This is a genomic window from Jiangella ureilytica (genome assembly GCF_004348545.1).
Classification (GTDB): Bacteria; Actinomycetota; Actinomycetes; order Jiangellales; family Jiangellaceae; genus Jiangella; species Jiangella ureilytica.
Genome location: NZ_SMKL01000055.1, coordinates 1 through 23864, shown reverse-complemented (window position 1 = coordinate 23864; position 23864 = coordinate 1). Strand labels below are relative to the sequence as shown.

Genomic DNA, 23864 nt, shown 5'->3' with positions numbered 1-23864 from the left:
GCGCCGTCGTGCGGGACAATGGCCGCGTGACACGTGTGGCGATTCTCGGCGGCGGACCCGGCGGCTACGAGGCGGCGCTGGTCGCGGCGCAGCTCGGGGCGGAGGTCACGCTGGTCGACCGCGACGGCGTGGGCGGCTCGGCCGTCCTCACCGACTGCGTCCCCAGCAAGACCCTCATCGCCACCGCCGAGGTGGTCACCGACGCGGCGGAGTCGGCGGAGCTGGGCGTCGAGCTGGGCCACGATACCGTCGGCGTCGACCTGCGCCGGGTGAACCAGCGGCTGCTCGCGCTGGCCAAGGCGCAGTCGGCCGACACCACGGCCGCGGTCGAGAAGGCCGGCGTGCAGATCCTGCGCGGCACGGGCCGGCTGGCCCCGGGCGACCGCGTGGTGGTCGACGACGGCGCGCACGAGTTCGTCGCCGACGTCGCGCTGCTGGCCACGGGCGCGCGGCCGCGCATCCTGCCCGAGGCCGAGCCTGACGGCGAGCGCATCCTGACCTGGGAGCAGGTCTACGACCTCGAGGAGCTGCCGTCGCACCTGGTCGTGGTGGGGTCCGGCGTCACGGGTGCGGAGTTCGCCAGCGCCTACAACGCCCTCGGCGCCGACGTCACGCTGGTGTCGTCGCGCGACCGCGTCCTGCCCGGCGAGGACGCCGACGCCGCGTACGTGCTGGAAGAGGTGTTCGCGCGGCGCGGGCTGAACGTGCTGTCGCGGTCTCGGGCGGCCTCGGTGCGGCGCGACGGCGACGGCGTGGTGGTCGAGCTGACCGACGGACGGACGGTGCGCGGCTCGCACTGCCTCATGGCGGTCGGGTCGGTCCCGAACACCGAGGGGCTCGGGCTGTCCGACTGCGGCGTGGTCCTCGACGACCACGGCTTCATCAAGGTCGACCGCGTGTCGCGCACGTCGGCCCGCGGCGTCTACGCGGCCGGCGACGTCACCGGCGTCAACATGCTGGCGTCGGTGGCGGCCATGCAGGGCCGGACGGCGATGTGGCACGCCCTCGGCGACGCGGTGTCGCCGCTGGACCTCAAGACGGTGGCCGCCAACGTCTTCACCGACCCCGAGATCGCCACCGTTGGCTGGAGCCAGGCCGCCGTCGACTCCGGCGACATCGACGCCGTCGCCGTCAAGCTGCCGCTGGCCACCAACGCGCGGGCGAAGATGCTGGGTATCCGCGACGGGTTCGTGAAGCTGTTCTGCCGACCCGGGACGGGGATCATCGTCGGCGGCGTCGTGGTGGCGCCGCGCGCCAGCGAGCTGATCCACCCCATCTCGCTGGCCGTCGAGGCGTCCCTCACCGTCGACCGGATGGCCCGCGCCTTCACCGTCTACCCGTCGCTGTCCGGCTCGGTGGCCGAGGCGGCGCGGCAGCTGCACCGCCGCGGCTGAATCCTCTCGCGCCGACCTTGTCGGTGGGTGCCGCTAAGATCACTTCCATGTTCGAGATCGCGGCTCCGCCTGGCGCTCCACCGGACTTCGGTCCGGCGGAGGATGCGTGCTGGGCCGAGCCGGTCGACGCCGATACGCGCGCTCTGCTGGACGGGCTGGCCGCCTCCTATGCGGCTGCGTCGGCAGCCGGGGCGCTGCCGTTCGCGGTGGAGGAACTGCCGCCGGGGCCGGAGCTGGCGGGGTTGCTCGCCCGGCACGACGTCTCGCAGCCGGTGGACGGGTACGACGTGGTCGAGGCGGTGGCCGCCTGGGAGCGGCTGGCCGCGTGGGTGGCCGCCGGCCGGGCGAAGGCGCTGGCCGAGCTGGCGTCGCGGGCCGAGGTGCGCCCGGCCGAGACCGGGTACCGCTCGGTCAACCCCATCACCAACTCCGCGGTGGTGGTGGCCGGACGATGTCAGCTGACGGCGAAGCAGGCCGAGGGTCTGGTCGGTCGGTCGGTGCAGTTGGTGGAGGACTTCCCCGACACCTGGGCGGCGCTGCTGGCGGGGTTGATCGATCTGCGGCGGGCGCGGGTGATCACCGACGAGCTGGGCGGCCAGGACCCGGCGGTGCGACGGCGGGTGGAGGCGGCGGTGCTCCCGCGGGCGGCGTTGCTGGACTCGGTCGCGCTGCGCAAGCTGATCAAACGGTTGTTGCACGAGCTGGCCCCGGTCGAGGCGGCGGAACGGCACGCGATCGCCCGCGACTCCCGGTACGTGGCGGTAACCCCCGCGAGCGATGGGATGGCGCATCTCGAGGCGCGGCTCCCCGCCGAGGACGCCGTCGCCCTGAACGCGACCCTCAATGCCGCGGCGAGTGCCGCGAAGCGGGCCGACGCCGCTGCCGGCGCTCCCGAGCGCACCCACGACCAACGCCGCGCCGACGCTCTGGCCGCCCTCGGCGGACGTCCGCACGGACGTGATGGCGGCGGCGAGGGCGGCACCGGGTCGGGCGTCGCCGTGTGCGTGTACGTCACGGTCCCGTTCACCACGCTGGCCGGGTTGTCCGACGACGCCGGCGAGCTCGAGGGGTACGGGGCCGTTCCCGCCGACGTGGCGCGCGAGCTCGCCGCGCACGGCGTGTGGCGCTGGCTGCGCACCGACCCCGCGACCGGGCAGCTCCTCGACTACGGCCGCAGCACGTACCGGCCGCCCAAGGCGCTGGCCGACTTCATCGTCGCCCGCGACCGGACCTGCCGGATGCCGGGCTGCCATCGCCTCGCCGCGAGCTGCGACCTCGACCACCGCGTCCCGTTCGAGGCGGGCGGCGCGACCTCGGCCGAGAACTGTCACGCCTTGTGCCGGACCCACCACCTGCTCAAACACCATGGTGACTGGCAGGTCACCACCCTGCCCAACGGCAGCAGCGTCTGGACCGGACCCACCGGTCACCGCTTCCTGAGACCGCCCGAGCGGGCCGGCTAGGTGTACAGCTAGGGCCGGACGAAGTAGGCGCCCGGCTCGTCCTTCAGTGCCTGCATCAGCCGGTCCAGGTGATCGTCGTCGAGGGGCGGCAGCTCGTCCGGCGCGAACCAGCCGACCGCCAGCGACTCGTCGTCGTTGACTCGTGCCTCGCCGCCCACCGGCCGGCACCGGAACGCGATGTCGACGAACTGGACGCGGTCCCCGTTCGGGTAGGTGCCCGGCGGGCCGGTGACGACGCTGCTGATCCGGTCGACCTCGACGTGCACGCCGGTCTCCTCCCAGGCCTCGCGCACGACGGCCACGGCGGGCTGCTCGCCGGGCTCGAGGATGCCGGAGATCAGCGCCCACCGGCCTGTGTCGGAGCGCTGGTGCAGCAGCACCCGCCCCTTCTCGTCGACGATGACCGCGGTGACGCCGGTGAGCCACAGCAGGTCATGGCCCACCCGCTCACGTAGGGCGAGGATGAACTCAGGAGTCGGCACGGTTCGGCGGTCAGAAGTCGCCGCCGCCGAAGTCGCCGCCGCCACCGAAGTCGCCACCGCCCCAATCGCCGCCGCCACCGAAGTCGCCGCCACCCCAGTCGCCGCCGCCATCGCCGCCGCCCTCGATGGAGACGGGACTGGACATGGCTGAGCCGAGCATGGTGCCGATGAGCATGCCGGGCAGCAGACCGCCGAAGTAGCCGCCCGCCCAGCCGCCGTACGCGGGGCCGGCGTCGTAGTACGGACGTCGCTCGCCGTCGCCGACCGGGACCATGCGGGTTTCCGGGTCGTCTCCGTTCCTGACCCGGAACGCGTCCGCGGCACACGCGGGGACGGTGCGCGGTGCACCGCCCCGAGGTGCCCACTCGATGTCCTCGACCGACGGACCATGGCCCGGGTCGAAGAAGCAGGGCAGCCGCCGCTCGGGCAGCGGCTCACCCTTGGTCCGGGCGTCGACGCAGGCCAGCAGCCAGCGGCCCTCTTCGAGGGCGGTGGTGACGGGCTTGAGGTCGGTGGGCTTCTCGGCGCGGTCGGCGAAGGTCTTGGCGTTCTCGTAGAGGTCGAGGGCGCGGCCGTACTCGTGGCGGGCCTCGATCGGGACCCTGGAATTTGTGCCGAGGTCGAGGTCGAGCTCGGACAGCCGCTCGCCGTACTTGGTGATGTCCTCGTCGAGAGCGCCACGGACCTGCTCGAGCTGCACGCGCTCCTTGTTGCGTTTGTTGCGACGGTAGAGGAGGAAGCCGCCACCGCCGGCAGCCGCGAGGATCGCCAGGGGAAGCAGGCCACCTCCGCCGTCACTGGAGCTCGCAGGGCCGCCACCCGCGCCCGAGCCGCCGTCGGCGATCACCTGCTCGGCCGACTGGACGAAGTTCGTGATGCCGGTGCCGAGGTCGCCGTCGGCGTTGCTGAGCGCCGAACTGGCCGCCTGCCTGACGTTGTTGTCGATCTCCGTCGAGCCGGCGCTGAGGCCGCGATTGCCGAAGATCACCAGATAGGTTCCGGTGCCGAGGTCGCGTGCCAGCGTCTGTGCCGCTGCGTCGTCGTCGGCGGCCGCGGGCAGCACGGCGACATAGAAGGGCGTATCCGTGCCATCGAGCGCATCGCGCACCGAGGACTGCCCGGCGTCGTCGAACGTCACACCGAGGTCGCGGAGTTCCTCTACGGCGATCTGGTCGACGTAGAGCGGGTTTTCACGGAGGGCGGCGGCGACGTCGTCCAAGCTGCTCGACATATCTCCATCATCCACGGTCCGGCGGTTCGTGCCACGAGCAGGGCGACGTTGTCTGGGGCGGATGGTTCGATGGGTCCCGTGGAGAAGCTCACCTGGGGCCAGGTGCTCGGCCGGCGGCTGCAGCGCCTGCACGTCACCGACCCGTCTCCCGGCCTGATCGAGACCGCCGGGCGGCTCATCGGCGTGCATGCGCAGGTGGCGTCGTCGGGCGAGCTCATCGCGGGCGTCCGTACCCCGTCGTACCAGCTGGGCGACGCGGCGACGGCGCTGTGGACCGACCGCACGCTGGTGAAGACGTGGGGCATGCGCGGCACGCTGCACCTGTTCCCGGCTGCCGAGCTGCCGCTGCTGGTGTCGGCGTGGGGGCATCGGCAGTGGCCTCAGGTCAACGCCGCGTGGGAGCGCTACCACGGCATCAACCTCGCGGCGCTGCAGCAGATCACCGAGGTCATCGGCGAGGTCCTGCCCGGCAAGGTGCTCACCCGCGAGGAGCTGCTGACCGAGATCGCCGCCGTCGTGAAGGCGCCGGGACTCGCCGAGGCGGTGCGGTCGGGCTGGGGGCAGATGTTCAAGCCGGCCGCGGCGGGCGGCCTGCTCTGCTCGGGGCCGGAGCGCGACCGCAAGGTCACCTTCACCAGCCCGCGCACCTGGGTCCCCGACGCGCCCTGGGACGACGCCCCTGACCAGCACACCGCGCTGGACACCGTCATCGAGCGCTTCCTCGACGTCTACGGCCCGGCCACGCACGAAGACTTCAGCCGCTGGTGGGGCGTCGACGCCGCCAAGGCCCGCCGGCTGTTCAAGGAGCACACCGAGGTCATGGTCGAGGTCGAGCTCGACGGCGTCACCCGCTGGAGCACGCCGGGCACCCTCGAGGCCACTCTGACGGTGGACGACGGCGCCGCCGCCGGCGTGCACCTGCTCCCGGGATTCGACCCGTACGTCATCGCGCCCATCGGGCATCGGACCCGAACCATCCCCGACGGCTTCGTCGATCGCGTGTCACGCGCGGCCGGCTGGATCTCACCGGTCCTGGTGGTCGACGGCGTCGTGCGTGGCGTGTGGAGTCACGAGGCGAAGAACGGCACCCTCGCCGTCTCCGTCGAGCCGTTCGCCACGGTCAGGGCCGCCACGAAGAAGGCCGCTGCCGTCGCCGCGGCCCGCTACGGCGAGCTCCTCGGGGCCGACGACGTCCGGCTCAGCTGGGAGTGAGGTGCAGGCGGCCTCCTCGCGCACCCGGACGCACCCGCCGTGCTTCCCGAGCCGGCGTCAGCCCTCGATGGTGCAGATGACCGCGCCGTTGCCGATGGTCGCGCCGACCGCGGCGGTCAGCCCCGTGACGGTGCCGGCCTTGTGCGCGGTGATGGGCTGCTCCATCTTCATCGCCTCCATGACGACGACGACGTCGCCCTCGGCGACGGTCTGGCCGTCCTCGGCCACGACCTTGATGATCGTGCCCTGCATGGGCGAGGTGAGCGCGTCGCCGCTGACGGCGGCCGCCCCGGACCGCCCGGCGCTGCGCCGCACGGGCCGCCGCGCCGCACCGGCACCGGTTGCGCCGGCACCGCCCGCAGCGCCGACGGCCGCGCCCAGCCCGGCCGGCAGCACGACCTCGAGCCGCTTGCCGCCGACCTCGACGGTGACCCGCTCGCGACCGCCGCCGCCATCGCCGTCGGCCCCAGTGCCCGTGCCAGTGCCCGTGCCCGCGAACGGGGCGACCGGGTTGTCCCACTCGGTCTCGATCCAGCGCGTGTGGACGGCGAACGGCTCACCGTCGGCCGCGGGAACGAACGCGGGGTCGTCGAGCACGGCGCGGTGGAACGGGATGACGGTGGCCAGCCCGTCGACCTCGAACTCGGCCAGCGCCCGCCGCGCCCGCTCGACGGCCTGACGGCGTGTGGCGCCGGTGACGACCAGCTTGGCCAGCAGCGAGTCGAAGTTCTGCCCGACGACGCTGCCCGGCTCGACGCCGGCGTCGACGCGAACGCCGGGGCCGGACGGCGGCCGGAACGTGGCGACCGTGCCGGGCGTGGGCAGGAAGTTGCGGCCGGGGTCCTCGCCGTTGATGCGGAACTCGATGGAGTGGCCGCGGACGACGGGGTCGTCGAAGCCCAGCTCCTCGCCCTCGGCGACCCGGAACATCTCGCGGACAAGGTCGAGGCCGGTGACCTCCTCGCTGACCGGGTGCTCGACCTGAAGCCGGGTGTTGACCTCGAGGAACGAGATCGTGCCGTCGGTGCCGACCAGGAACTCGCAGGTGCCGGCGCCGACGTAGCCGGCCTCGCGCAGGATCGCCTTGGACGCGCGGTACAGCTCGGCGTTCTGCTCATCGGAGAGGAACGGGGCCGGGGCCTCCTCGACCAGCTTCTGGTGCCGCCGCTGCAGCGAGCAGTCGCGCGTCGACACGACGACGACGTTGCCGTGCCGGTCGGCGAGGCACTGCGTCTCGACGTGGCGCGGCCGGTCGAGGTAGCGCTCGACGAAGCACTCGCCGCGGCCGAACGCCGCGACCGCCTCGCGCACCGCGGACTCGTAGAGCTCCGGGATCTCCTCGAGCGTGCGGGCCACCTTGAGGCCGCGCCCGCCGCCGCCGTAGGCGGCCTTGATGGCGACCGGAAGGCCGTGCTCCTTGGCGAAGTCGACGACCTCGTCGGCGCTGGTGACGGGGTCGGGGGTGCCCGCGACCAGCGGGGCGCCGGCGCTCGCGGCGATGTGCCGGGCGCTGACCTTGTCGCCGAGTGCGGTGATGGCGGCCGGCGGCGGTCCGATCCAGACCAGCCCGGCGTCGAGGACGGCCTGCGCGAACTCGGCGTTCTCGGCCAGGAACCCGTACCCGGGGTGGACGGCGTCGGCGCCGGAGCGCTCGGCGACGTCGAGCAGCTTCGCGATGACCAGGTACGTCTCGGCGGCGGTCTCGCCGCCCAGCGCGTAGGCCTCGTCGGCGAGCCTGGCGTGCGGTGCGTCGCGGTCGCCGTCGGCGTAGACGGCGACACTGCCCAGGCCCGCGTCGCGGCAGGCCCGAATCACCCGCACCGCGATCTCGCCGCGGTTGGCCACGAGAACCTTGCTGATCCGGCGGTACTCCACGCTCACTCCTCCCAGAACTGCAGGCGAGTCTAGGGGACCGGCAGCTGAACTCCGTCTGACACATGGACGCAAGGCAACCCCGCAGGCCGTTCGCGCGTGTTCAGCAGCGACAAGGTTCAAGACGTGAGGGCGGGGTCGTGATGCTTATACAGTCCCCAGACGAGGAAGCCGCGGCCGTGGGCACGGCGGTGAGGGCGGGTCGTTCCGAGGCGGACGAGGCCACCATGGATTTCGAGGAGTTCGTCCGGGCGAGCCTGCCGGGGCTGCTGCGCTACGGCCACGCGCTCACGGGCTCGCCGCACGACGCCGCTGACCTGGTGCAGACCGCTCTGGAGAAGGTCGGATCGCACTGGGCCAAGATCATGCGGCAGAACACCGACCCGCAGGCCTACGTGCGGCGGTCGATGGCCAACGCGCACGTCAGCCGGTGGCGGCGCCGGCGCCGCGAGGTGCTGGTCGAGCAGTTCCCGGAGCGGGTGGCGTTCCAGCCGGACCGGCTCGACGGCGAGCCGATGTGGCAGGCGCTGTCCGAGCTGCCGCCGCGGCAGCGGGCAGTGCTGGTGCTGCGCTACTACGAGGACCTGTCCGAGGCGGAGATCGCCGAGGCGCTGGGCATCAGTCAGGGCACCGTCAAGAGCCAGGCGAGCAAGGCCTTGGCGAAGTTGCGGGCGAGCGTGTCCGCGGTGGAGGGACGTGAACGATGAACGACTTCGACGATGAACTGCGCCGGATCCTCGGCGACGAGCGGCTGTCGCTCAACGCGCGGACCGACGCGGTCGGGCGGATCGTCAAGGGCGCACAGCGGCGGCGGACCACCCGCATGGTGGCATCGGCCGCCGGCTCGGTGGGCCTGGTGGCCGCGCTGGCGGTCGGCTCCGTCGCGGTGAGCGGGCAGTTCACCGCCGCCCCGAACCCGGCCCCGGCGAACACGCCGACCACCCTCGAGACGCCCGCGCCCCCGACGGTCGAGGAGACCCCGGCGCCGCCGAGCACGCTCATGACGCCGGACGCGACGGAGACCGGGGAGGCGGTCGAGCCGCCGACCGGCGAGACCCCGGACACCCCGCCCGACGACGAGACCGAGGCGCCCCCCGCCACCGACCCCGGCGGCGAGACCGGCACCGAGACCGGCGCCGAGACGGGCACCGAGGGCGGCGAGGACCCGACCACGGAGGACCCGGCCGCAGGCAAGACCGTCATCTACCCCAACGAGGGCATCGACGGTTACACCGTCGGTACGCCGCTCACCGAGCTCGAGACCATCCCGGGCGTCGTGATCACGCCCTACGAGCCGGGCACGGGGTACCACGAGGCCTGCTACGGCGAGTACCGCAGCGCGAACGCGCACGGTCTCATCTCGGTCCGGGGCAGCTGGGGCGAGTACCCGGACGACCTGCGGCCGCACTTCGAGGTCGCGACGATGCACTTCGACATCCCGGTGGCGACGCCCGAGGGCATCGCGGCCGGCTCGACCGAGAGCGACGTCCTCGCGGCGTACACCGATCCGACGTTCACCGACGACGGGTACTACCGCGCGGTGTTCTACGGCGAGAACGTCATCATGCGGGCCTGGCACTTCCTGATGTCAGGTGGCGAGGTCGCGGAGGTCGTCATGGACGGCGCCGCGCAGTGCGACAGGCAGCCCATCACCGACCCGCCCCCGGGGGGTTAGACCGACAGCCGCTCCAGGTCGGCGCGGCATCGACGCTCCAGGTCCGCGAGGTCGGACAGGGTGGCGTCGATGTCGCGTCGGCGCATCTCCAGCTCCGCCCGGCGCTGCTCGATCTGGTCGAGCAGGTAGCGCAGCTGCCCCACCTCGCCGGGCTCGGCGTCGTACATGCCGATGATCTTCTTGATCTCGTCGAGCGGAAACCCGAGCCGCTTCCCGCGCAACACCAGGCCGAGCCGCACGCGGTCGCCGTCGGCGAAGATGCGCCGGGTGCCGTTGCGGGCCGGCGTCAGCAGGCCCTGCTCCTCGTAGAACCGGATCGTGCGCAGGGTGATGCCGAACTCCTCGGCGAGCTCGGTGATGCTCCACGTCCGCTCCGTGCCGGTCACCCGTCGCCCTCCGCTCCGGAAGCCTGGTCTCACGCCCAAACTTACGTTAACGTAAGCGTCAAGTACCGGGCACTACGGAAGCGGGAACGACGATGTTCGAGCTCTCCGCGGAACACGAGCAGTTCCGCCAGGTCGTCCGCGACTTCGCGCGTGCGCAGATCGCGCCGCACGCCGCGGAGTGGGACCGCAAGCACGAGTTCCCCGTCGCCGTCGTGCGCGCCATGGGCGATCTGGGCCTGTTCGGCCTGACGGCGCCCGAGGAGTACGGCGGCGCCGGCGGCGACCTCACCAGCCTGTGCGTGGCGATCGAAGAGATCGGCCGCGTCGACCAGTCGCTCGGCATCACGCTCGAGGCCGCCGTCGGGCTGGGCATCATGCCGATCCTGACCTACGGCACCGCGGCGCAGAAGGACCGCTGGCTGCCCGACCTCGTGGCCGGCCGGGCGCTGGCCGCGTTCGGCCTCACCGAGCCCGGTGCCGGCTCCGACGCCGGCGCGACGGCGACCCGCGCGGTCCTCGACGGCGACCAGTGGGTCGTCGACGGCGCCAAGCAGTTCATCACCAACTCCGGCACCGAGCTGACCAGCTGCGTCACCATCACCGCGCGCACCGGCGAGCGGTCCGGCGGCACCGCGGAGATCTCCGCGATCATCGTCCCGTCCGGCACGCCCGGGTTCATCGTCGAGCCGGCCTACGACAAGCTCGGCTGGCACGCGTCCGACACCCACCCGCTGACCTTCGACGGCGCCAGGGTGCCGGCCGACCACCTCCTGGGCGAGCGCGGCCAGGGGTTCGCGCAGTTCCTGGCCACGCTCGACGACGGCCGCATCGCCATCGCCGCCCTCGCCGTCGGCTGCATCCAGGCGATGCTCGACGCCAGCGTCCCCTACGCGCACGAGCGGACCTCGTTCGGCGTGCCCATCGGCGCGAAGCAGGCCGTCGCGTTCCAGATCGCCGACCTGCACGTCATGGCGCAGGCCGCCCGGCTGCTGACCTACCGGGCAGCGGCCCTGCGCGACGCCGGTGCGCCCGCCGCCGAGGTGAAGCAGGCGGCAGCGTCGGCCAAGCTCTACGCGACGGAGTCCGCCGTCACCGCCACCCGCATCGCCACGCAGGTGCACGGCGGCTACGGCTTCATGGAGGAGTACCCGGTGGCGCGCTTCTACCGCGACGCGAAGATCCTCGAGATCGGCGAGGGGACCAGCGAGATCCAGCGGCTCGTCCTGGCGCGCGGCCTGGGCCTGCCGGTTCAGGCATGATCGTCTCGTGACGAGAACGGCGACGGGGACGGAAGGGGACGCCGTGGGGCGCGACCACTACGCCGAGGTCGACGCGGCACGCAAGGCCACCGAGGTCCCGTCGGACGCCGGTGCCGCCAAGCTGGCCGCACAGGGCAAGCTCTACGTGCGCGACCGCCTCGACCTGCTCTTCGACACCGGGACCTTCGTCGAGGACGGCCAGCTGGCCCACGCGCTCGCCACGGGGCTGCCGGCCGACGGCGTCGTCACCGGTCGCGGCCTGGTCGAGGGCCGGCCCGCGCTGGTCGTCGCGAACGACCCCACCGTCAAGGCCGGCTCGTGGGGCGCGCGGACCGTCGAGAAGATCGTCCGGGTCACCGAGACGGCGCTGCGCGACGAGCTGCCGGTGTTCTGGTTCATCGACTCCGCCGGCGCCCGCATCACCGATCAGGTCGAGCTGTTCCCCGGCCGCCGCGGCGCCGGGCGCATCTTCCACAACCAGGTGGCGCTGTCGGGCAAGGTGCCGCAGATCTGCTGCCTGTTCGGGCCCAGCGCGGCCGGCGGCGCCTACATCCCGTCCTTCTGCGACGTCGTGATCATGGTCGAGGGCAACGCCTCGATGTACCTCGGCTCGCCCCGCATGGCCGAGATGGTGGTCGGCGAGAAGGTGACGCTCGACGAGATGGGCGGCGCCCGCATGCACGCGACGGTGTCCGGCTGCGGCGACAACCTCGCGGCCGACGACGCCGAGGCGATCGAGCAGGCGAAGGCGTTCTTCTCCTACCTGCCCGGCTCGTGGCGTCAGCCGCCGCCGTCGTACGCCGCCGGGGGCGCCGCTCGCGAGTTCACCCGCGACCTCGTCCCCGCCGAGGAGTCGATGGGCTACGACATCCACGACGTCATCGACGCTCTGATCGACGGCGACTCGTTCTTCGAGGTGAAGCCGCTGTTCGCGGCCGAGCTGGTCACCGGGTTCGGGCTGCTCGAGGGCCAGCCGGTCGGTGTCGTCGCCAACCAGCCCGCCGTCAAGGGCGGCGTGCTGTTCACCGACTCCGCGGACAAGGCGGCCCGGTTCATCTGGCTGTGCGACGCGTTCAACGTGCCGCTGATCTACCTGGCCGACGTGCCCGGCTTCATGATCGGCTCGTCGGTGGAGCGCGAGGGGATCATCCGGCACGGCGCCAAGATGATCACCGCGGTGGCCGAGGCCACGGTGCCGACGGTGTCGGTGATCGTCCGCAAGGCCTACGGTGCCGGTCTGTACGCGATGTGCGGGCCGGGGTTCGGGCCGGACGCCTGCCTCGCGCTGCCGACCGCGAAGATCGCCGTCATGGGCCCGGAGGCCGCGATCAACGCCGTCTACTTCAACAAGATCGCCGCCATCGCCGACGACGAGGAGCGGGCGGCGTACGTCGAGGGGCTGCGGCTGGAGTACGAGGCCGACATCGACATCCTGCGGCTGGCGTCCGACCTGGTCATCGACGCGATCGTGGAGCCCGAGGAGCTGCGGGGCCAGCTCGTCGCGCGGTTGGCGGCCGCGGCCGGCAAGGACCGGCGATTCTCCGAGCGGCGGCACGGCGTGCCGCCGGTCTGAGCCCGTCAGCGGGCCGCGCGGCGGGCGCGGCGGCGGACCGGCTCGTGGTCGGGGTCGGTGCGCCACAGTTCGGTGATCGAGACCCCCAGCCGGCCCAGCAGGGTGCGCAGCAGCGGCAGCGACAGGCCGACGACGGCGTGGTGGTCGCCGTCGATGGCGGTGACGAACGGGCCGCCGAGACCGTCGATGGTGAACGCCCCGGCCACGCGCAGCGGCTCGCCGGTGGCGACGTAGGCGCGGATCTCGGCGTCGGAGAGGTCGGCGAAGTGCACCGTGGTGCTGGCGGTGTCGCCGACCGCGCGGCCGGTGCCGCCGTCCTCGGGTTCGCGCAGGTCGATGAGCCAGTGGCCGGAGTGCAGGATGCCGGACCGGCCGCGCATGCGCCGCCAGCGCCGCACCGCCTCGACGGAGTCGGCCGGCTTGCCGTGGATCTCGCCGTCGAGCTCGAGGACGGAGTCGCAGCCGAGCACGATCATGCCGGTGAACGTCTTGCCGGCGACCTTCTCGGCCTTGGCCCGGCCGAGCAGCAGCGGCACGTCGTGCGGCGGGAGCGGCCCACGCTCGCGCGCCGCGGCCAGCACCGCGTCCTCGTCGACGCCGGAGACCTGGACGACCGGTTCGATGCCGGCGGAGCGCAGGGTCGCCAGCCGGGCGGGGGACTGGGAAGCGAGCAGCAGGCGCACCACGGACCTCACGTTACCGACAATGATCATCGGCGGTCGATGCCTGGAGCAGCATCGGCCGCCGACGATCATGGGGTGATCATGGTCACGCAGAGGTTAACGCCAAGTCGGGCGTCTTGTCTCGCTCCTCACCACCGTCGGCGAACACGTCACCGCGCCGGTCTGAGTTGTACGCCGCCAGATCGAGCAGGCCCTCGCGCTTGGCGACGATGGTCGGGACCAGCGCCTGACCGGCGACGTTGACCGCCGTCCGGCCCATGTCGAGGATCGGGTCGACGGCCAGCAGCAGGCCCACGCCGGCCAGCGGCAGGCCCAGCGTCGACAGCGTCAGCGTGAGCATGACCGTCGCGCCCGTGGTGCCGGCGGTCGCGGCCGAGCCGACGACGGAGACCAGCACGATCAGCAGGTAGTCCGACACCGACAGGTCGAGGCCGAAGAACTGTGCCACGAAGATCGCGGCGATCGCCGGGTAGATCGCGGCGCAGCCGTCCATCTTCGTCGTCGAGCCGAACGGCACCGCGAACGACGCGTAGGACCGCGAGACGCCGAGGTTGCGCTCGGTGACCTGCTCGGTGACCGGCAGCGTGCCGACCGAGGAGCGCGACACGAACGCCAGCTGGATGGCCGGCCACGCGCCGGTGAAGAACTTGACCGGGTTCAGGCCGTGCGCCCGCAGCAGCACCGGGTAGACGACGAACAGCACCAGCGCCAGCCCGATGTAGACGGCCAGCGTGAACCGGCCGAGTGAGCCGATGGCGTCCCAGCCGTAGTCGGCGACGGCGTAGCCCAGCAGGCCGACGGTGCCGATCGGGGCCAGCCGGATGATCCACCAGAGCACCTTCTGGACGATCGACAGCGCGGCCCGGTTGAAGGCCAGGAACGGCTCGGCCTTGTCGCCGAGCTTCAGCGCGGCGATGCCGATGGCCGCCGACACGACGACGAACTGCAGCACGTTGAAGCTCAGGCTCGTGGCCGCCGCGCCGGACTCGGGGTCGATCGAGGTCGACGCCGTGAGGGCGAGGAAGTTGGTCGGGACGAGGCTGGTGAGGAACGCCCACCAGTCGCCGGTGCGACCGGGCTCGGCGGCCTGGTCCTGGGTGACGGACGTGTGCTCGCCCGGCTGCAGGATCAGGCCGAGCGCGATGCCGATGGCGACCGCGATCAAGGCGGTGATCGCGAACCACAGCAGCGTCTGGCCGGCCAGCCGGGCCGCGTTGGTGACGTTGCGCAGGTTCGCGATGCTCGCGACGATCGCGGTGAAGATCAGCGGGATGACGGCGGCCCGCAGCAGGTCGACGAAGAGGCCGCCGACGGTGTCGAGGGTGCTCGTCAGCCAGTTCGGGTTGCCGTCGGCGGCCGGGCCCAGCTCGCGGGCGATCAGGCCGAGGACGACACCCAGCACCAGGCCGATGACGACCTGGACGGAGAACGAGGGCAGGCGCAGCCGGCGGGACGCGGGCGCGCCTGCGGTCGTGGTTTCGGACATGCGAAGACCTTCCGGGTGGGACGAGGGGAGGTGAGGGCGCGGCGAAGCGCGCGGGCGCGCCGCGGTGAGCGCGCGGAGCCGCGACCGGGCGGCAGGGGGCGAGGCAGGGAAGCGGGTGACCGGTGCCGGGCGATCGCGGGTGCTGCGGTCCTAGACCGGACAGGCAGCGCTGGCCTGCCGTCGCAGATCGACGTGCAGGCGCTCAGTGAGGCCCCAGATGTTCACCATGTCGACCAGCCCAACGGCGGGCGAACCGGCCCAATTCCCGCGATCCCGGATCGACGGCGTGATCCGGGTCACAGCCGAGATCAGGCCATCCCAGACGGGACCAACGGCTGGCGTGCTCTACGGCACGCTGCTCACCGCGAGCCTGGCAGCCGTCACAACCGGGCGAGCGCCTCGCGGAGCGGGTCGAGGCCGATGGAGCCGAGGTCGAGCGCCGCCCGGTGGAACTCGCGCAGGTCGAACGCGTCGCCCTGACGGCGGCGGGCGTCGTCGCGGGCGGCGAGCCAGATGCGCTCGCCGATCTTGTACGACGGCGCCTGGCCCGGCCAGCCGAGATAGCGGTCGAGCTCGAAGCGGAGGAACTCGTCGGGCATGCGGCAGTGGGCGCGCAGGAAGGTGTACGCCGCCTCCGGCGTCCAGACCCCGGCCGGGAACCCGTCGGCCGCCACCAGCGAGGCCGGGATCTCCTTGCCCAGGTGGATGCCGATGTCGACGACGACGCGGGCGGCGCGGAAGGACTGGCTGTCGAGCATGCCGAGGCGGTCGCCGGGGTCGTCGAGGAAGCCGAGGTCGGCCATGAGCCGCTCGGCGTAGAGCGCCCAGCCCTCGCCGTGCCCGGACACCCAGCACAGCAGCCGCTGCCAGCGGTTGAGGACCTCGCGCCGGTAGATGACCTGGGCGACCTGCAGGTGGTGACCGGGCACGCCCTCGTGGAACACCGTGGTGGTCTCGCGCCAGGTGGAGAACTCCTCGACGCCCTCGGGGACGGACCACCACATGCGCCCGGGGCGGGTGAAGTCGTCGCTGGGGCTGGTGTAGTAGATGCCGCCCTCCTTGGTGGGGGCGATGCGGCACTCCAGCCGGCGGATCGGGTCGGGGATGTCGAAGTGGACGCCGGCCATCGCCTCGATAGTGCGGTCGGACAGCTTCTGCATCCACGACTGCAGGCCGGCGGTGCCCACGATCGTGCGGGCCGGGTCGGCGTCCAGCGCGGCGACGGCGTCGTCGACCGTGCCGCCGGGGACGATGTCCTGCGCGACCTCGGCCAGCTGGGTCTCGATGCGGGCCAGCTCGGCGACGCCCCACTCGTAGGTCTCGTCGAGGTCGACGGCTGCTCCGAGGAAGTAGCGCGAGGCGATGGCGTAGGCGTCGCGCCCGACGGCGTCCTGTTCGCGCGCCGTGGGCGCTGCGGTCTCGGTGAGGTAGCCGCCGAACGCGCGGTACGCCTCGGAGGCCGCGGCGGCAGCGGCGTCGAGCTCCGCCCGCATCGACTCCGGCCCGGCTGCGGCCAGCTCGCCGAAGAACGTGTTCGCGACCCGGCCGGCCTGCTCGGCGACGGCGAGCACCTGGCGGCGCGGCGACGGGCGGCCGGCGGCGATGTCGGCGTCCATGGTCTGGCGGTACTGCTCCAGTGCCGTCGGCACGGCGCGCATGCGGGCGGCGATGTTCGCCCACTGCTCCTCGGTGTCCGTGGGCATGAGGTCGAACGTCTCGCGGGCCCAGTGGAACGGGCTCTCGATGACGTTGAGGTTGCGGTTCAGCCCGGCGTCGTCCATCTCGATGTCGAGGGACAGCCGCTCGCGCATCGCCTCGCCCGCGACCCGCTCGCGCTCGTCGGCCGCGGTGGCCGTCGCGAGGGCCGCGAGGGTGCGCTCGGCGAGCGCCCGGCGCTCGGCGAACCCGTCCGGCGACAGGTCGGTGCTGAGGGCGTCGTAGCCGCTCAGGCCGGCGTAGGTGGCGGTGTACGGGTCGAGGGCGGCGTACTCGTCGACGTAGGCGTCAGCGATCTCGTCGACGGTGCGCGGCGGCTGCGGAGTCGTCACCCAGCGACCCTATCCGGGCAATCTTGTGACGAGAAGGACGAACGGCGGGCAGATCTGTGTCAGATCAGCGGGGGAGGGCGCTGGCCCGCCACGCGCCCGCGCCCGGCGCCAGCGGCGCCCGGTGGTTCCAGTACGACGCCCACGACGACCGCTCCGGGGCCGACGGCGCGCGCCCGGCCGCCGCCCTCGCCGTCAGCACGACGACGAGGGCGGCCAGCTCCTCGTCGGTGGGCGTTCCGCGGACGACCCGGAACAGCGGCGGCGCATCGGTCACGCCGTCACTCTATCCGGATCGTCGAGTCCGGCTCGGTGGGACCGGAACGGCAGCAGCCGGTCGGGGCTCGCGGCCGAATCCGGACTCAGCCGCCCGAGCGGTCAGAGCGGGATGTTGCCGTGCTTCTTCGGCGGCAGCGTCTCACGCTTGGTGCGCAGCGCCCGCAGCGCCTGGATGATCGACACCCGGGTGCGCGACGGCTCGATGACGGCGTCGACGTAGCCGCGCTCGGCGGCGACGTACGGGTTCGCCAGCGTGTCCTCGTACTCGGTGACGAGCTGAGCGCGCCGCTCGGCGGGGTCGTCGGCGTCGGCGAGCTCGCGCCGGTACAGGATGTTGACCGCGCCCTGGGCGCCCATGACGGCGATCTGCGCGCTCGGCCAGGCGAGGTTGACGTCGGCGCCGAGGTGCTTGGAGCCCATGACGTCGTAGGCGCCGCCGTAGGCCTTGCGCGTGATGATGGTCACCAGCGGCACGGTCGCCTCGGCGTAGGCGTAGATGAGCTTGGCGCCGCGCCGGATGATGCCGTTCCACTCCTGGTCGGTGCCGGGCAGGAAGCCGGGCACGTCGACGAAGGTCAGCACCGGGATGTTGAACGCGTCGCAGGTGCGCACGAACCGGGCCGCCTTCTCCGACGCGTCGATGTCGAGGGTGCCGGCGAACTGCATCGGCTGGTTCGCGACGACGCCGACGGACTGGCCCTCGACGCGGCCGAAGCCGACGATGATGTTGCCGGCGAACAGCGGGTGCACCTCGAGGAAGTCACCGTCGTCGAGCACGGCCTCGATGACGGTGTGCATGTCGTACGGCTGGTTCGCGCTGTCCGGCACCAGGGTGTCCAGGGCCAGGTCGGAGTCGGTGACCTCGAGCGGCGCGACGGCGTCGGGGAACGACGGCGCCGGGTCGAGGTTGTTCTGCGGCAGGTACGAGATGAGCGCCTTGACGTAGTCGACGGCGTCGGCCTCGTCCGCGGCCATGTAGTGGGCGTTGCCGCTCTTCGTGTTGTGCGCCCGCGCGCCGCCGAGGTCCTCGAAGCCGACGTCCTCGCCGGTGACGGTCTTGATGACGTCGGGGCCGGTGATGAACATGTGCGACGTCTGGTCGACCATGACGGTGAAGTCGGTGATGGCCGGCGAGTACACGGCGCCGCCCGCGCACGGGCCCATGATCAGCGAGATCTGCGGGATGACGCCCGACGCGTGCACGTTGCGGCGGAAGATCTCGCCGTAGAGGCCGAGCGAGACGACGCCCTCCTGGATGCGCGCGCCGCCGGAGTCGTTGATGCCGATCATGGGGCAGCCGGTCTTCAGCGCGAAGTCCATGACCTTGACGATCTTCTCGCCGAACACCTGGCCGAGGCTGCCGCCGAAAACGGTGAAGTCCTGGGCGAACACCGCGACCTGGCGGCCGTCGACCGTCCCGAAGCCGGTGACGACGCCGTCGCCGTAGGGCCGGTTCCTCTCCATGCCGAACGCGGTGGACCGGTGCCGGGCCAGCTCGTCGAACTCCACGAACGAGCCCTCGTCGAGCAGCATCGCGATGCGCTCGCGGGCCGTCTTCTTGCCGCGCGCGTGCTGCTTCTCGACCGCCCGCTCGGAGCCGGCGTGCACGGCGTCGTCGATCCGCTGCCGCAGGTCGGCGAGCTTGCCCGCGGTCGTGTGGATGTCCGGACCGTCGTGCGTCGTCATGGTGTGGCCTCCGTCGTCGGGTGAAGCCCTAGCAGGGTAGAGCACACCGGACGAAGCGGCAGTGACTCCCGTCTCGCCCTCCCGTCTCGGACTGTGGGGTGCGGACCCGGCGTTCCATGTCCGCTGTCTACGCTGGGCGCATGGCTTCCACTGCCACCGGATCCCGCGAGGCGGCCCGTTTCGAGATGCCCGAACGGCTGCGTGCCGACGTCCGGCAGCTCGGCGACGCCCTGGGCCAGGTGTTGCGCGAATACGGCGGCGACGGCCTGCTGGCCGACGTCGAGCGGCTGCGCGAGCTGACCATCGCCTCGCACCACGAGGACCAGACCGTCGCCGACGACGCCGCCGCCCAGGCCGAGCAGCTGGTGGCGTCGTGGACGCTCGACCGGGCCGACGAGGTCGCCCGCGCGTTCACCGTCTACTTCCACCTCGTCAACGCCGCCGAGGAGTACCACCGGGTCCGCTCGCTGCGGGCCGGCGACCGCCCCGACCACCCGCTGGCCGGCACCGTCGCGAAGGCCGTCGAGGACGTCGCCCGCCTCGCCGGCCACGACAAGGCCAAGCACCTGCTCGACGGCCTCGAGTTCCGGCCCGTGCTCACCGCACACCCCACCGAGGCGCGCCGCCGCGCCGTCGTCACGTCCATCCGGCGCATCGCCGGACTGCTCGAGCGGCGCGACGACCCCCGCCTGGGCACGTCCGAAGACGCCGAGACGCAGCGCATGCTGCTCGAGCAGATCGACGTGCTGTGGCGCACGGCGCCGCTGCGGGTCGACCGCCCCGGCCCGCTCGACGAGGTCCGCACCGCCATGTCCGCCTTCGACGACGTGCTCTTCCACGTGGTGCCGCAGGTGTACCGGCGCGCGGAGATGGCGCTCGCCGGCGGGGCGGCCGTGGTGGCGGCCCCGCAGGTGCCGGCGTTCGTCCGGCTGGGCTCCTGGATCGGCGGCGACCGCGACGGCAACCCGCACGTCACCAGCGCCGTCACCCGTCAGGCCATGGCGGTCCAGTCCGACCACGTGCTCCGGGCGCTCGAGGCGGCCTGTGCCCGGGTGGGCCGCGGGCTCACGCTCGACGCCGCGTCCACGCCGCCCGCCACCGAGCTGCGCCGCATGCTGGCCGACGCCCAGGCCGCCCAGCCCGAGCTCTACACCGAGCTGGCGTCGCGCTCGCCCAACGAGCCGCACCGCATCGCCGTCCTGTACGCGGCCGCCCGCATCGGCGCCACCCGCCGCCGCGACGCCGACCTCGCCTACGCCGCGGCCACGGAGCTGCTGGCCGACCTGCGCGCCGTGCAGGCCAGCCTGGCCGAGGCCGGCGCCGCGCGGCAGGCCTACGGCGAGCTGCAGGGCCTCATCTGGCAGGTCGAGTCGTTCGGCTTCCACCTGGCCGAGCTCGAGGTCCGCCAGCACAGTGCCGTCCACCGCGCCGCACTGGAGGAGATCCGGGCCGGCGGCGTGCTGTCCGACCGCACCGAGGAGGTGCTGGCGACCATCCGGGTCATGGCGCAGATCCAGGCCCGGTTCGGCCCCGACGCCTGCCGCCGCTACGTCGTCTCGTTCACCCAGTCCGCCGACGACGTCGCCGCCGTGCACGAGCTGGCCCGCCACGCCCTCGACGGCCGGCCGGTCGAGCTCGACGTGGTGCCGCTGTTCGAGACCGGCGCCGACCTCGCGGCCTGCGTGGCGATCCTCGACGGCGTCCTCGAGCTGCCCGAGGTGCGCGCGCGGCTGGCCGCCACCGGCCGGCGCATGGAGATCATGCTCGGCTACTCCGACTCCGCCAAGGACGTCGGCCCGGTGTCGGCCACGCTGGCGCTGTACGACGCGCAGGACCGCCTCACGGCGTGGGCGCACGAGAACGAGATCACGCTGACGATGTTCCACGGCCGCGGCGGGGCGCTGGGGCGCGGCGGCGGGCCGGCCAACCGGGCGGTGCTGGCGCAGGCGCCGGGCTCGGTCGACGGCCGGTTCAAGCTCACCGAGCAGGGCGAGGTCATCTTCGCCCGCTACGGCGACCCCGCCATCGCGCGGCGGCACATCGAGCAGGTCGCGTCGGCCGTGCTGCTGGCGTCCACTCCCGCGGTCGAGGAGCGGGCCCGGGCGGCCGCCGTCGACTTCGCCGGTGTGGCGGCGACGCTCGACGCCGCGGCCCGCGAGACCTACCACGCGCTGGTCCGCACCGACGGCTTCCCCGAGTGGTTCGCCCGGGTCACTCCGCTGGAAGAGGTCGGCTCGCTGCCCATCGGCTCGCGGCCGGCCCGGCGGGGCCTGACGGTGTCGTCGCTGGACGACCTGCGCGCCATCCCGTGGGTGTTCTCGTGGTCGCAGACCCGGGTCACGCTGCCCGGCTGGTACGGCCTCGGCTCCGGGCTGGCCGCCGTCGGCGACCTCGACCTGCTGCGCCGCGCGTACCAGGAGTGGCCGCTGTTCACGGTCATGATGGAGAACGCGGAGATGTCGCTGGCGAAGTCCGACCGCCGCATCGCCGCGCGCTACCTCGCGCTGGGCGACCGGCCCGAGCTGACCCGGCAGATCCTCGACGAGCACGCGCTGACCACCCGCTGGGTGCTCGACGTCACCGGGCACACCCGCTTGCTCGAGGACCGTCACGTGCTGGGCCGCGCGGTCGCCCTGCGCAACCCGTACGTCGACGCCCTGTCGTACCTGCAGGTCCGCGCGCTGCGGGCGCTCCGGCAGGACGAGGTCGAGTCCGGATCGGCCGCCGAGGCCGCCACCCGGCGGCTGCTGCAGATCAGCGTCAACGGCGTCGCCGCGGGCCTGCAGAACACCGGCTGACGGCCCGTGTGGACGATTCACCGCATCGCCACGACGGGGTCGACGAACGCCGACGTCGCCGCGGCGGCCCGTGACGGCGCGGCCGAGGGATACGCCGTCGTCGCCCAGCACCAGAGCGCGGGCCGGGGCCGGCTGGACCGGCGCTGGGAGGCCCCGCCCGGCACGGCGCTGGCGATGTCGTTCCTGCTCCGGCCCGACGATGTCCCCGTGGCGCGCTGGCCGTGGCTGCCGCTGCTCGCCGGGGTCGCCGTCGTCGAGGCGGTGCGGCTGGCGGCGGGGGTGGACGCCGTCCTCAAGTGGCCCAACGACGTCCTGCTCGACGGCGGCAAGCTGGCGGGCATCCTCACCGAGCGCGTCGACACGCCGGCCGGGCCGGCCGCCGTCGTCGGCATCGGGCTCAACGTCGCCCAGACGGCGGACCAGCTGCCGCCGGGCGGTGTCTCGATGGGGGTCGTCACCGGGGAGTTCGAGCAGGACACCGACGCGGTGGTGCTCGACGCCGTCGGCGACCGGCTGGCCGCGCGGTACGAGGGCTGGCGCGCCGCCGGCGGCGACCCGCTCGCCAGCGGGCTGGCCGAGGACTACACCCGCCGCTGCGACACCCTCGGCCGCGACGTCCGCGCCGAGCTGCCCGGCGGAGACGCCGTCGAGGGCCTCGCGACCGGCATCGACGACTCCGGGCGGCTGCTCATCGCGACCGCGGCGGCGGGTGACCCGGTCGCCGTCGGCGCCGGAGACGTCGTCCATCTGCGCCCGCGGTGAGAGCGCCTGTTCTCGCTCGCGGGTGTCACGTGCCAGGATTCACGCCATGGGGTTTTCCGATAAGCAGCTCAGCGACGACGAGCAGGTGATCTACCACCTGCACACGCACGTCAAGGCGCTGATCGTGCCGGTGCTCGTGCTGCTGGTCCTGGCCGCCGGGGTGGGTTTCGGGCTCGGCGCGCTGCCCGACGGCGAGCTGGTCGGCACCGTGGGGCGCTGGGCCATCGTCATCGTCGGGCTCGTGGTGCTCGGCGTCTGGGTCATCTGGCCGTTCCTCACCTGGCTGACCACCACGTACACCATCACCAGCGAGCGGCTGATCACGCGGCAGGGCATCATCACCCGCACCGGCCGCGACATCCCGCACACCGTCATCAACGACGTCGCGTACGAGATGCAGCTCACCGACCGCATCCTGCGCTGCGGCACGCTGGTCGTCTCGGCCGCCAGCGAGCAGGGCCAGGTGCGCCTGCACGACGTCCCGCGGGTGCACCAGGTGCAGCTGCGGCTGAGCGAGCTCGTGCGCGAGGCGCACGACCTGGACGAGCGCGCGTGACACTGCCGCCCGAGCCGCCGCGGCGACCCACCGCCGACGAGCTCGAGCGGCTGCTGCTGGGCGCGTCCCGCCGCTACACCCGCGAGCAGATCGCCGAGGGCGCCGGGCTCAGCGTCGACGAGGTCACGCGGTACTGGCGCGCGCTGGGCTTCCCCGACGTCGGCGAGGAGCAGGCGTTCACCGTCTGGGACATGGAGGCGCTGCGCGGGGTCACCGAGCTGGTCGAGGACGAGGTGGTCGACGAGGCCACCGCCGTGCAGATGGTGCGGGCGCTGGGCCGCATGACCGGCCGGCTCGCCGAGTGGCACGTCGAGACGCTCGCCGAGATCATCGAGGCGAACGAGGCCGGCGGGCGCGGCACGGGGAGCCGGCTGACGTCGGCCTATCTCGTGGCGCAGAAGCTGCTGCCGGAGTTCGAGCGGCTGCTCATCTACGCGTGGCGCCGCAAGCTCGCCGCGTCGGTCAACCGGCTGGTCGCCATCGGGCGCATCGGCGAGGCGCCGCTGCTGGCCGCGCCCGCGTCGGTCGGGTTCGCCGACCTGGTGTCGTTCACCCGGTTGTCCCGCGGGTTGAGCGTCGACGAGCTCGGTCAGCTGGTCGAGCAGTTCGAGGCCACCACCAACGACGTCATCTTCGGCACCGGCGGGCGGGTCATCAAGACCCTCGGCGACGAGGTGGTCTTCACCGCCGACGACCCCGAGACTGCGGCACTCATCGGCTGCCGGCTGGTCGAGGAGATCGGCGAGGACGACGACCTGCCCGACATCCGGGTCGGCATCGCGACCGGACCGGTGATCGCCCGGCTGGGCGACGTGTTCGGCACCCCGACGAACCTCGCCGCCCGGCTGACCGCGCTGGCCGAGCGCAACACCGTCCTCGTCGACGACCTGACGGCGAAGGAGCTCGCCGACGTGCCGGCCTTCCTGTTGCGCGCGCTGCCGCCGACGACGGTGCGCGGCCTCGGCACCGTCAACGCCTTCACCGTCTCGCCGCGGCGCGAGCCCCCGCCCCCGCCCCCGGCC

Annotated in this window: 21 protein-coding genes; 11 read left to right on the top strand and 10 right to left on the bottom strand. The window is 72.9% G+C overall.

The genetic code is table 11. From position 1 onward, the window contains the following. The first annotated feature begins 26 nt into the window (after window positions 1-26). Both E1212_RS21040 and E1212_RS21035 read left to right on the top strand, forming a co-directional pair. Complete coding sequence (locus E1212_RS21040) at window positions 27-1394, top strand: NAD(P)H-quinone dehydrogenase (RefSeq protein WP_131986070.1); 1368 nt, start codon at window positions 27-29, stop codon at window positions 1392-1394. Window positions 1395-1441: 47 nt separating this feature from the next. Next, window positions 1442-2857, top strand: coding sequence for an HNH endonuclease signature motif containing protein (locus E1212_RS21035; protein WP_131986068.1), 1416 nt, complete (start codon window positions 1442-1444; stop codon window positions 2855-2857). Window positions 2858-2865: 8 nt separating this feature from the next. Here the strand turns inward: E1212_RS21035 and E1212_RS21030 are convergent, their stop codons facing one another. After that, a complete protein-coding gene (locus E1212_RS21030; protein WP_131986066.1) occupies window positions 2866-3339 on the bottom strand; it encodes an NUDIX hydrolase in 474 nt (157 codons plus the stop codon). A gap of 10 nt (window positions 3340-3349) precedes the next feature. Continuing rightward, window positions 3350-4570, bottom strand: coding sequence for a hypothetical protein (locus E1212_RS29595; RefSeq protein WP_162605571.1), 1221 nt, complete (start codon window positions 4568-4570; stop codon window positions 3350-3352). 78 nt (window positions 4571-4648) lie between these two features. Here E1212_RS29595 and E1212_RS21020 point away from each other — a divergent pair, with 78 nt between their 5' ends. Beyond that, window positions 4649-5782: a winged helix DNA-binding domain-containing protein gene (locus tag E1212_RS21020; RefSeq protein WP_162605570.1), complete on the top strand. Its 1134-nt coding sequence runs from the start codon at window positions 4649-4651 to the stop codon at window positions 5780-5782. Window positions 5783-5839: 57 nt separating this feature from the next. Here the strand turns inward: E1212_RS21020 and E1212_RS21015 are convergent, their stop codons facing one another. Further along, window positions 5840-7642 carry an acetyl/propionyl/methylcrotonyl-CoA carboxylase subunit alpha gene (locus E1212_RS21015; protein ID WP_131986104.1) on the bottom strand — a complete coding sequence of 601 codons (1803 nt, stop codon included), beginning with the start codon at window positions 7640-7642 and terminating at the stop codon, window positions 5840-5842. Window positions 7643-7881: 239 nt separating this feature from the next. Here E1212_RS21015 and E1212_RS21010 point away from each other — a divergent pair, with 239 nt between their 5' ends. Together E1212_RS21010 and E1212_RS21005 are read left to right on the top strand one after the other, a co-directional pair. Continuing rightward, complete coding sequence (locus E1212_RS21010; protein WP_203417055.1) at window positions 7882-8361, top strand: SigE family RNA polymerase sigma factor; 480 nt, start codon at window positions 7882-7884, stop codon at window positions 8359-8361. Then, window positions 8358-9329: a hypothetical protein gene (locus tag E1212_RS21005; RefSeq protein ID WP_131986060.1), complete on the top strand. Its 972-nt coding sequence runs from the start codon at window positions 8358-8360 to the stop codon at window positions 9327-9329. Before E1212_RS21010 ends, E1212_RS21005 begins: the two co-directional genes overlap by 4 nt. Here E1212_RS21005 and E1212_RS21000 read toward each other — a convergent pair. After that, the gene (locus tag E1212_RS21000) at window positions 9326-9715 is read right to left on the bottom strand and encodes a MerR family transcriptional regulator (protein ID WP_131986058.1); all 390 of its coding nucleotides are present in this window, start codon (window positions 9713-9715) and stop codon (window positions 9326-9328) included. The two genes, E1212_RS21005 and E1212_RS21000, sit on opposite strands and share 4 nt — an antisense overlap. Before the next feature lie 92 nt (window positions 9716-9807). On the opposite strand from E1212_RS21000, the gene E1212_RS20995 reads away from it, so the two are divergent. Beyond that, entirely contained in the window at window positions 9808-10974 is a 1167-nt protein-coding gene (locus tag E1212_RS20995; protein ID WP_131986056.1) for an acyl-CoA dehydrogenase family protein, read from the top strand. A gap of 43 nt (window positions 10975-11017) precedes the next feature. Continuing rightward, the gene (locus E1212_RS20990; RefSeq protein WP_131986102.1) at window positions 11018-12547 is read left to right on the top strand and encodes an acyl-CoA carboxylase subunit beta; all 1530 of its coding nucleotides are present in this window, start codon (window positions 11018-11020) and stop codon (window positions 12545-12547) included. A gap of 5 nt (window positions 12548-12552) precedes the next feature. Here E1212_RS20990 and E1212_RS20985 read toward each other — a convergent pair whose 3' ends face one another. The 6 genes from E1212_RS20985 to E1212_RS20965 form a co-directional block, all read right to left on the bottom strand. Further along, entirely contained in the window at window positions 12553-13233 is a 681-nt protein-coding gene (locus E1212_RS20985) for a Maf family protein (protein WP_238992427.1), read from the bottom strand. An 82-nt stretch (window positions 13234-13315) separates the two neighbouring features. Beyond that, entirely contained in the window at window positions 13316-14716 is a 1401-nt protein-coding gene (locus E1212_RS20980; protein ID WP_131986052.1) for a dicarboxylate/amino acid:cation symporter, read from the bottom strand. A gap of 150 nt (window positions 14717-14866) precedes the next feature. Continuing rightward, window positions 14867-14944: a putative leader peptide gene (locus tag E1212_RS31180; protein WP_420814405.1), complete on the bottom strand. Its 78-nt coding sequence runs from the start codon at window positions 14942-14944 to the stop codon at window positions 14867-14869. A gap of 152 nt (window positions 14945-15096) precedes the next feature. Beyond that, window positions 15097-16764, bottom strand: coding sequence for a DUF885 domain-containing protein (locus E1212_RS20975; RefSeq protein WP_131986051.1), 1668 nt, complete (start codon window positions 16762-16764; stop codon window positions 15097-15099). A 64-nt stretch (window positions 16765-16828) separates the two neighbouring features. Then, window positions 16829-17038, bottom strand: coding sequence for an acyl-CoA carboxylase subunit epsilon (locus E1212_RS20970; protein WP_131986049.1), 210 nt, complete (start codon window positions 17036-17038; stop codon window positions 16829-16831). 101 nt (window positions 17039-17139) lie between these two features. Then, entirely contained in the window at window positions 17140-18726 is a 1587-nt protein-coding gene (locus tag E1212_RS20965) for an acyl-CoA carboxylase subunit beta (RefSeq protein ID WP_131986047.1), read from the bottom strand. A 140-nt stretch (window positions 18727-18866) separates the two neighbouring features. Here E1212_RS20965 and E1212_RS20960 point away from each other — a divergent pair, with 140 nt between their 5' ends. The 4 genes from E1212_RS20960 to E1212_RS20945 all read left to right on the top strand — a co-directional run. After that, a complete protein-coding gene (locus E1212_RS20960) occupies window positions 18867-21524 on the top strand; it encodes a phosphoenolpyruvate carboxylase (protein ID WP_131986045.1) in 2658 nt (885 codons plus the stop codon). A 6-nt stretch (window positions 21525-21530) separates the two neighbouring features. Further along, window positions 21531-22286, top strand: a complete 756-nt coding sequence (locus tag E1212_RS20955) for a biotin--[acetyl-CoA-carboxylase] ligase (protein ID WP_131986043.1) — start codon at window positions 21531-21533, stop codon at window positions 22284-22286. A gap of 46 nt (window positions 22287-22332) precedes the next feature. Next, window positions 22333-22842 carry a PH domain-containing protein gene (locus E1212_RS20950; protein ID WP_131986041.1) on the top strand — a complete coding sequence of 170 codons (510 nt, stop codon included), beginning with the start codon at window positions 22333-22335 and terminating at the stop codon, window positions 22840-22842. Continuing rightward, on the top strand, window positions 22839-23864 hold a 1026-nt coding region (locus E1212_RS20945), incomplete at its 3' end, for an adenylate/guanylate cyclase domain-containing protein (protein WP_131986039.1). The genes E1212_RS20950 and E1212_RS20945, both read left to right, overlap by 4 nt.

Bases quoted from the DNA above. Each gene is read 5' to 3' on its own strand.
- E1212_RS21010 (WP_203417055.1), top strand. From the start codon at position 7,882: ATGGATTTCGAGGAGTTCGTCCGGGCGAGCCTGCCGGGGCTGCTGCGC.
- E1212_RS20980 (WP_131986052.1), bottom strand. From the start codon at position 14,716: ATGTCCGAAACCACGACCGCAGGCGCGCCCGCGTCCCGCCGGCTGCGC.
- E1212_RS20965 (WP_131986047.1), bottom strand. From the start codon at position 18,726: ATGACGACGCACGACGGTCCGGACATCCACACGACCGCGGGCAAGCTC.
- E1212_RS20995 (WP_131986056.1), top strand. From the start codon at position 9,808: ATGTTCGAGCTCTCCGCGGAACACGAGCAGTTCCGCCAGGTCGTCCGC.
- E1212_RS31180 (WP_420814405.1), bottom strand. From the start codon at position 14,944: ATGGTGAACATCTGGGGCCTCACTGAGCGCCTGCACGTCGATCTGCGA.
- E1212_RS29595 (WP_162605571.1), bottom strand. From the start codon at position 4,570: ATGTCGAGCAGCTTGGACGACGTCGCCGCCGCCCTCCGTGAAAACCCG.
- E1212_RS21005 (WP_131986060.1), top strand. From the start codon at position 8,358: ATGAACGACTTCGACGATGAACTGCGCCGGATCCTCGGCGACGAGCGG.
- E1212_RS20960 (WP_131986045.1), top strand. From the start codon at position 18,867: ATGGCTTCCACTGCCACCGGATCCCGCGAGGCGGCCCGTTTCGAGATG.
- E1212_RS20950 (WP_131986041.1), top strand. From the start codon at position 22,333: ATGGGGTTTTCCGATAAGCAGCTCAGCGACGACGAGCAGGTGATCTAC.
- E1212_RS21035 (WP_131986068.1), top strand. From the start codon at position 1,442: ATGTTCGAGATCGCGGCTCCGCCTGGCGCTCCACCGGACTTCGGTCCG.